7 protein-coding genes, 1 pseudogene and 1 other annotated feature are annotated in these 6,949 nt (G+C 65.2%); of the genes and pseudogenes, 3 read left to right on the top strand and 5 right to left on the bottom strand.

Features of this window, described 5'->3' with window-relative positions:
* Window positions 1-18 precede the first annotated feature (18 nt).
* Window positions 19-1,032: an ATP-NAD kinase family protein gene (locus tag BLW83_RS14730; RefSeq protein WP_090849066.1), complete on the bottom strand. Its 1,014-nt coding sequence runs from the start codon at window positions 1,030-1,032 to the stop codon at window positions 19-21.
* Between the two features lie 240 nt (window positions 1,033-1,272).
* A complete protein-coding gene (locus tag BLW83_RS14735) occupies window positions 1,273-2,628 on the bottom strand; it encodes an IS1380-like element ISPme1 family transposase (RefSeq protein WP_012112698.1) in 1,356 nt (451 codons plus the stop codon).
* Between the two features lie 208 nt (window positions 2,629-2,836).
* Between BLW83_RS14735 and BLW83_RS14740 the strand changes: the two genes are divergently transcribed.
* From BLW83_RS14740 to BLW83_RS14750, 3 genes are all read left to right on the top strand, one after another.
* The gene (locus BLW83_RS14740) at window positions 2,837-3,970 is read left to right on the top strand and encodes an RNA polymerase factor sigma-54 (protein ID WP_245728913.1); all 1,134 of its coding nucleotides are present in this window, start codon (window positions 2,837-2,839) and stop codon (window positions 3,968-3,970) included.
* 118 nt (window positions 3,971-4,088) lie between these two features.
* Window positions 4,089-4,463 carry a hypothetical protein gene (locus tag BLW83_RS14745; RefSeq protein ID WP_090849070.1) on the top strand — a complete coding sequence of 125 codons (375 nt, stop codon included), beginning with the start codon at window positions 4,089-4,091 and terminating at the stop codon, window positions 4,461-4,463.
* A gap of 104 nt (window positions 4,464-4,567) precedes the next feature.
* The gene (locus tag BLW83_RS14750) at window positions 4,568-5,032 is read left to right on the top strand and encodes a DUF2000 family protein (protein ID WP_090849072.1); all 465 of its coding nucleotides are present in this window, start codon (window positions 4,568-4,570) and stop codon (window positions 5,030-5,032) included.
* Window positions 5,033-5,188: 156 nt separating this feature from the next.
* On the opposite strand, the gene BLW83_RS14755 is transcribed toward BLW83_RS14750, so the two are convergent.
* The 3 genes and pseudogenes from BLW83_RS14755 to BLW83_RS14760 form a co-directional block, all read right to left on the bottom strand.
* A protein-coding gene (locus tag BLW83_RS14755; protein WP_090849074.1) for an IS3 family transposase occupies window positions 5,189-6,417 on the bottom strand; the annotation gives its coding sequence in 2 pieces (ribosomal slippage) (window positions 5,189-6,129 and window positions 6,129-6,417; 1,230 coding nt in all).
* Window positions 6,020-6,136: a sequence feature (AL1L pseudoknot), on the bottom strand. (Overlaps the previous gene by 117 nt.)
* 50 nt (window positions 6,418-6,467) lie before the next feature.
* Window positions 6,468-6,602: pseudogene (locus tag BLW83_RS15575) on the bottom strand (IS256 family transposase); the annotation flags it as partial.
* A gap of 39 nt (window positions 6,603-6,641) precedes the next feature.
* The coding region (locus BLW83_RS14760; RefSeq protein ID WP_143042862.1) for an integrase core domain-containing protein at window positions 6,642-6,949 on the bottom strand (308 nt) is incomplete at its 5' end.

The following is a 6,949-nucleotide window of genomic DNA, read 5'->3' on the forward strand; positions in this document are numbered from 1 at the left end:
GAACTCCTCCCTCATGGTTCAGTCTGGGTTGCGGATGAACAGCCCGGTCGCGGCCGCATGGGCCATGCAGGCGGGCACGTCGATGGTGCGGAAGGCGTCGGGCACCAGCCGCACCGAGACCTGGTCGCTTTCGGTGAAGGTCAGCTCGCGTTCGCCGTCGAAGGCCAGCGAGCCGGCGGGGATCGAGGGCACATGCGCCCGGCCCGGCGCCATGCGCGCGACCCCGGCGATGCCGACGCGGTCGATCAGGCCGGGCGCGATGGGGGCAAGCAGCCGGCGCGGCGCGTCGGGCGACAGGCGGACATGCCGGCCCTCGGGCGTGACGCGGTCCACCGGGTCGCAGAGCCCGGCGATGGCCGACATGCCGATGGCCTGCGGCAGGCCAAAGGTCACGAACAGGTCGCGAAACCCCGCCGCCTTCCAGATGGCGCGGGCGCCGACGAAACGATCCTCGACCACGGCGACGTCCACCAGCGCGATCTCGCGCCGGTCGTTCAGCGTGACCTCCAGCCATTTGTTCGGGCACAGCGCCACGTCCGGGGGCACCTGGCCGGTCGTGGCCAGCCCGACGGCCAGGCCGGTGATCGTCGGCTCGCGCAATTCCGGGAAGGCGTTGTTGGTCCCGGTCGAGACGCCGGCCACCGGCACCTTGCCGCAGGCGCCCACGACGACGCGGTTGGTGCCGTCGCCGCCCAGCACCACGATGGCACCCACGCCGTCCTCGGCCATCATGCGCGCGGCGCGGGCGCTGTCCTCGGGCGTGGCGGTGACGGGCATGTCCAGGTAGCGCAGCTGCGGAAAATTGGCGTGGCCCAGCCGTGCCTCGCGCCGGATGCTGCGTTCCAGGTGAAAGCGGATGCCGCCGTTTTCCGGCATCACCACGACCTCCTGCACCCCGGCCGCCGCCAGCCCCGTCATCATGCGCAGCACGATATTGGCGCGGTCGTTGATGGGCAGGTTGCCCGCATGTGAAATCACCCTGCGAATGTCGCGGGCCGAAATCGGATTGGCGATGATGCCGACCTTGACCATGTTCGTCCTCCCCGCTGATCCGACATTCCCCAAGTGGCCTGCCGCTTGACTTCAAGATCGCCTGATTTTGCTCGCTGGGCAAGCGTTTTTCGCCCCGAGCGGTGTCTGTCGTCGCGCAAACGGCCGAAGTCGGGTGGATCAAGCCTCGAACCCGCAGCATTCTGGCCCGGCAGAGCCGCTTTTCCGCGCGGCAGACGGACCTGTCCTGCCGCTTTCGTTCAGCTTGGGCATGGATCGTGGTCATGCGCATGACGGAGGCGTTCGAAGACGGCGGATGGCGGCAAGGACGGCCCGCACCATCGGGCCGGTGACGGCGACCTCGGCCAACTGGAAGGTAATGGCGCGGGCGTGGCGGACGACGCGGGCGCCGATCTTGATCAGCTTGAGTTGCAGGCTGGTCAACGACCAGTCCGCCATGGCCTCGGGCAGTTCGATGCAGCGCAGGAAGGTTGCCAGGTTGTAGGCCAGCGCGTGCAGTTGCAGCCGCACCTCGTTGTGCCGGAACTTCCGGCATGACAGCCGCGTCCAGCGAAAGGCATATTTGCCTTCCTTGATGTGCTGCTCTGCGGTGCCGCGCTGGTTGTAGAACCTCACCACCCAGTCTGGCTCCATCGGCAGGTTGGTGACGATGAAGCCGACTTTGGGGAACAGCTCGCCCGGATGCCATTCGATCTTGGCGATGACGCGGCGCGGCTTGTCCCAGGACGCCGCCTGATACTCGAAGTCCTCGAAGAACCGTTTGACCTTGGTCAGCGAAGGCCGTCCCACGGGCCGTGTCAGCCGATGCGCGATCTTCTCGCGCAAGACGGCGTTGGCGGGCAGACGGATGGCGTAGAAGAACCTGGCTTCTTCCAGCCGCATATAGATCGCGGGGATCGCGTAGGCAGCGTCGGCCCGGAAGAAGCGTCCACCAAGGTCGCGGCCAGCATATCGGGCAATGACGGGATCAAGGACATCCCGCCAGCCATCGGCGCTGTGGACATTGCCGTTACGCAGGGCGCAGCGCTCCAGCATGCCAAACTGGTTGAACAAGAAGATGGGGTGATAGCAGGTGCAGTCGAAATGCCCGTTCCAGGCAGCACCTTCCTGATCGCCGTGGGTGGGGCTGACCGAGCTGTCCATGTCCAGCACGATGTATTTCAACCCGTTGCGGTCATGAAACCGGTCGATCCATTGGCCGTTCAGATCGGCCAGCGCCGCCCGATTCGCGGCCAGAGCCAGCGTCTCGGTCTCGAACCGTCCCATCTGCGATGCCGAAGCAGCTTGCGCCTCGACGGCCCTGCCGCCAACGACCTGACGCATCACGGGATCGAGGGCCAAGCGGTCGGCATCGTTCACATCCTCGTATCCGGCCAGTCGTCCGAACACCGATTGCCGGAACAATCCGTCAAGCCGATGGAGCGTGTTCTTCCCGGTGCGGCTGTCTCGCAGCGCCTCCGACGCCAGATTGGACAGGCCGAGCACGTCATCAAGCTCGCGCATCACCAGCAGGCCACCGTCTGAACTGATCTGCGCACCACGGAACTCCAGACGCACACGGCGGTCGAAATCAACCCGATCTCCCCGCGCCAAGCCCGCACCCTCCAGGTGATCCATGAAACGCGCCCCTCGCAGCCGTCAACGCCATGATTTATATGCGAAATATCACGATTACGACAGCGAAATCAGCGACTTACTTGGAGAATGTGGGCTGATAGTGCAAGCAACAGCCGTGCCAAAAACAGGGTTGATGGTTTTCAATGGCTTGACGGCGGGGTGCTGTGGCACGCCACAGTTGCGGCGCAACAGCCGGGCAGAGGGGCGGATGCGGCAGGAACTGACACAGAAACAGGTCAGGAAACTGGCGCTGAGCCAGCGGATGCAGCTGTCTCTGGACGTGCTGCGTATGGACACGGGGCGGCTGCGGCGTCGGGTCCGGCTTGAGCTGGCGCGCAATCCGGCGCTGACCTGCGCCGACCCCGATCTTGTGCGGCAGCCCGACGATCCGCGCGCCGGGCTGATCGCGCAGATCGGGCTGCTGCGCCTACCGGCGGAGGAATTGCGGATCGCGCGGGATCTGGTGCATTGCCTGGACGACCGGGGCTTGCTGGCCGATCCGCTGGCCGAGATCGCCGGCTGGCTGGCCACCACGCCCGCTGTGCTGGAAAACCTGCTGCCGCATCTGCACCAGATCGAGGCGCCCGGCCTCTTTGCCCGCGATATGGCCGAATGTTTCCGCCTGCAATTGCGTGCCAGGAACCGGCTGGACCCTTGGATGGACCGGCTGCTCGACCGGCTGGACCTGGTCGCCGAGGGCTCTCTTTCGGCCATCGCCGCCTTCCTGGGCACGGATCACGAGGATGCGCGCGACATGATCGCCGAGATCCGCTCCCTGACGCGGGCGCCGCTGGGCATCGCCGCGCCCGACGGCCCACCGCCGGAACTGGAACTGACGGCGCAGGGCACGCTGAAGCCCGGCGCGATGCTCAGGCTGACCCTGGACGATGCGGATGTCTCGGCCCAGGCCCTTGTCGCGGCGGTAGAAAACCGCACCCGGACGCTGCTCCGGATCGGCACGGCGCTGGTGGAAGCCCAAGGACCCTGGCTGCTGGGCCATGGCCCGCGCCGTCCGCTGACCATGACCAGACTCGGCGCGGAACTGGGCCTCAGCAAAAGCACCGTCAGCCGCGCCATCGCCGGGGTCGTGATACGAACGCCCGGCGGGATCGTGCCTCTGCGCGAGCTGCTGCGACCCGCGATCAGTTCCCGCAACCCGGGCATCGACCATGAAAGCGTCTTGCGAACCCTTGCACGCATCATCGACGACTGGCCGCAGGGGCAGCGCTGCACGGATGGCCGTCTTGCCGACGAGCTTGCGGCGCGGGGAATCCACCTTTCGCGCCGCACGGTTGCGAAATATCGGCTTGAGCTGGAAACGCCGAAGCGCGTGTCATGCTGACTGCTTCGCCCTGATATGCCAGGAGGCGGCGCAGCCGGAGGTTATCCGTCATGCTTTTCTCGAAGTGACGACGCAGGCTGCAAGCTCCCCCCGCTCGGACCGAGCGGAACCAGTTCCTATGCAGCAGCGCGGCATTGCGCGCAGGATTACCCGGCGGAGATTTCCGACCTACGAGGAGGCGGCTGATGCGGTGCGGGCCGCACCAGGCGAAAGCGCACTCATTGTCGCCAATGCTTATGCCAACATCAACCGTTTCTACATCTCGGACGTGCTTCATCCGATCAGGGCACTCTTCAAGGATACCCCGGCCTACGTCGTCGCGGCGCGCGATGACACCGCTCTCGACGGCAGAGAGATCACGATTGCCAGCCACGCCGCGCCGCTCCACCTGATCGCCCATCTCGCCGCCCGTCCGAACATGACGATCCGCGATGCGTCTTCGACCCATCGCGCGGCGGAACTCGTCGTCGAAGACAAGGCCAGGCTTGCCTGACGACACAGGTCGCCGCCGACCTCCTCGGGTTGAGGACGCTCGACGTCGCCCTTCTCACGATCCCGATGCTCTGGACCATCTTCGCCTGCAAAGACAACTGACCCATGGGAATCGAATCCGTCATCCTGCTCCTCGACAGCCTGCCCGCCGGCCTCAAGGCCAATATCGCTGCGGTTCTTGGCATGAGCCTCGCCCACTATTACCCCGAACAGGTCGGCAGCCCGGCCACCGCCGCCTGCGGGCGCGAGCTGCCGGGCATCACCACGATCCCCGTGCCGATCCTGAACGCGGACGAGACGGTGCTCTCCGAGATCTACCTGACCGCCAGCGATCTCGACCTCGTGGTCCCTTCGGCACGGCTGCGATGCAGCCGCAGTGCAGCCCCGAAGCTGCCGGGCTCCTCCCAGGTTGTCTCCAATGGATCTGGAAACTCGACCACAGGTTTCGGCCGCCGCCCGGGCTGTTTGCCTTTGCGCACGGAGGATGATGCGGGCGGCGCTTTCGCAACTTTGCGGCTGGCTAGCGCACGTTCTGGTGCCGACGCTGCTTTCAGCCTGGATTTCGCCTGAGGGCGCAGGCGATACTCTGCTACAGCTCTGGCGACAGCATCGAAGGGTCGTGTCGCGAATGTGGTGGAAATTGCCGAGCAGCGGGCTCCGGGCATGTAACGTTGGCTCCAGTCAGGCTGAACCGCGCCGGCTTTGCCGAAGGCTGATTGATGTTAGTTACGCGGCCATGGGTTCAGTTTCCACAGCTGCGTAGAAGTTGGCCTCGGCTTCTGCGGGCGGGATGTTCCCGATCGGCTCCAGCAGGCGGCGGTTGTTGAACCAGTCGACCCATTCGAGGGTTGCGTATTCGACGGCCTCGAAGCTGCGCCACGGGCCACGGCGGTGGATGACCTCAGCCTTGAACAGGCCGTTGATCGTCTCGGCCAGCGCGTTGTCGTAGCTGTCGCCGACGCTGCCGACTGAAGGCTCGATGCCCGCTTCGGCCAGTCGCTCTGTGTATTTGATCGACAGATACTGGCTGCCGCGGTCGCTGTGGTGAACCAGTCCCATCCCCTTGACCGGGCGCCGCTCATGGACAGCCTGTTCCAGGGCATCGAGGACGAACCCGGCATGAGGGGAAGTGCTGACGCGCCAGCCGACGATCTTGCGGGCATAGGCGTCGATGACGAAGGCGACATAGGCGAACCCCTTCCAGGTTGCGACATAGGTGAAATCCGACACCCACAGCATGTTCGGCGCTGGCACGCGGAACTGGCGGTTCACCTTGTCCATCGGGCAGGGCTGCTTCTTGTCGGGGATCGTCGTCCTGTGGGGCTTGCCTCGGATAATGCCCTGAATACCCATGTCCTTCATCAACCTCGCGACCGTGCAGCGCGCCACGTCAAACCCTTCGCGGCGTAGCTGGTGCCAGACCTTGCGCACGCCGTAGACGCTCCAGTTGTCTTCGAAGACGCGCTGGATCTCGGGCCGCAGTTCTTCGTCCCGGCGGGCACGATCCGACCGCCTTGCCGGATCGGCCTGCTTCGCCAGATGATCGTAGTAGGTGGACGGGGCGATCTGCAGCACGTCGCAGATCGGCTCGACCCCGTGTTCCCCTCGATGGTCGTCGATGAACCCGACCATCACTTCGACCGGCGGTCGAGCTCCGCCATCGCAAAATACGCCGACGCCTTCCGCAGGATCTCGTTCGCCTGGCGCAACTCGTGGTTCTCGCGTTCCAATGCCTTCATCCGCTCGGCCATCTCGGTCGGAATGCCCGCGCGCCGACCGCTGTCGACCTCGGCCTTCTTGACCCAGTCGTTCAGTGTCTGCGGTGTGCAGCCGATCTTCGCCGCAATCGACATCACCGCCTGCCAGCGCGACGGATGCTGGGCCTCGTTGTCGAGAACCAGCCGCACGGCGCGCTCGCGCACTTCAGCGGAAAACTTGTTCGTGGTCTTGCTCATGATGCTCCACCTTACTCAGGAGTTGGAGCCTCCGGCAAACCCGGCGCGGTTCAGGCCGCGAGGTCAAGGGACATCGGCACGAGAGGCTGAGAAAGGGTTTCCCAGCCATCGACCTTGCGCATCTGGATCTGCCCTGACGCCAAGAGCGCCCAGAGCAGCATCGGCGCGGTTTCGGCGCAGGGCACGGTAATCCTCCCCGTTTTAACGGGGCGCGACCGTAGAACTCACGCGGCCATTTTCAGCTTCATGGCGGGTGTGACGCCGCCGATGCCCATGTTCGGGCGTTCGTTGTTGTAGGTCCATAGCCATTCGGTAGCGATCTGCTGCACCTCCTCGATGGTTTCAAAGATGTAGAGGTCGAGCCATTCGTGCCGGACCGTCCGGTTGTAGCGCTCGACATAGGCGTTCTGCTGCGGCTTTCCGGGCTGGATGTAGGTCAGGGCGATGCCCTGCTTCTCGGCCCAGATTGTCAGCGTGGCACTGACGTATTCCGGGCCGTTATCGACCCGGATCGCCAGCGGTTTGCCGCGCC

It is taken from the genome of Paracoccus alkenifer, from assembly GCF_900108405.1.
GTDB classification, from domain to species: Bacteria; Pseudomonadota; Alphaproteobacteria; order Rhodobacterales; family Rhodobacteraceae; genus Paracoccus; species Paracoccus alkenifer.

Coding starts and splice junctions, on each gene's coding strand:
- BLW83_RS14740 (WP_245728913.1), top strand. CDS start 2,837: ATGCGGCAGGAACTGACACAGAAACAGGTCAGGAAACTGGCGCTGAGC.
- BLW83_RS14745 (WP_090849070.1), top strand. CDS start 4,089: ATGCAGCAGCGCGGCATTGCGCGCAGGATTACCCGGCGGAGATTTCCG.
- BLW83_RS14750 (WP_090849072.1), top strand. CDS start 4,568: ATGGGAATCGAATCCGTCATCCTGCTCCTCGACAGCCTGCCCGCCGGC.
- BLW83_RS14735 (WP_012112698.1), bottom strand. CDS start 2,628: ATGGATCACCTGGAGGGTGCGGGCTTGGCGCGGGGAGATCGGGTTGAT.
- BLW83_RS14730 (WP_090849066.1), bottom strand. CDS start 1,032: ATGGTCAAGGTCGGCATCATCGCCAATCCGATTTCGGCCCGCGACATT.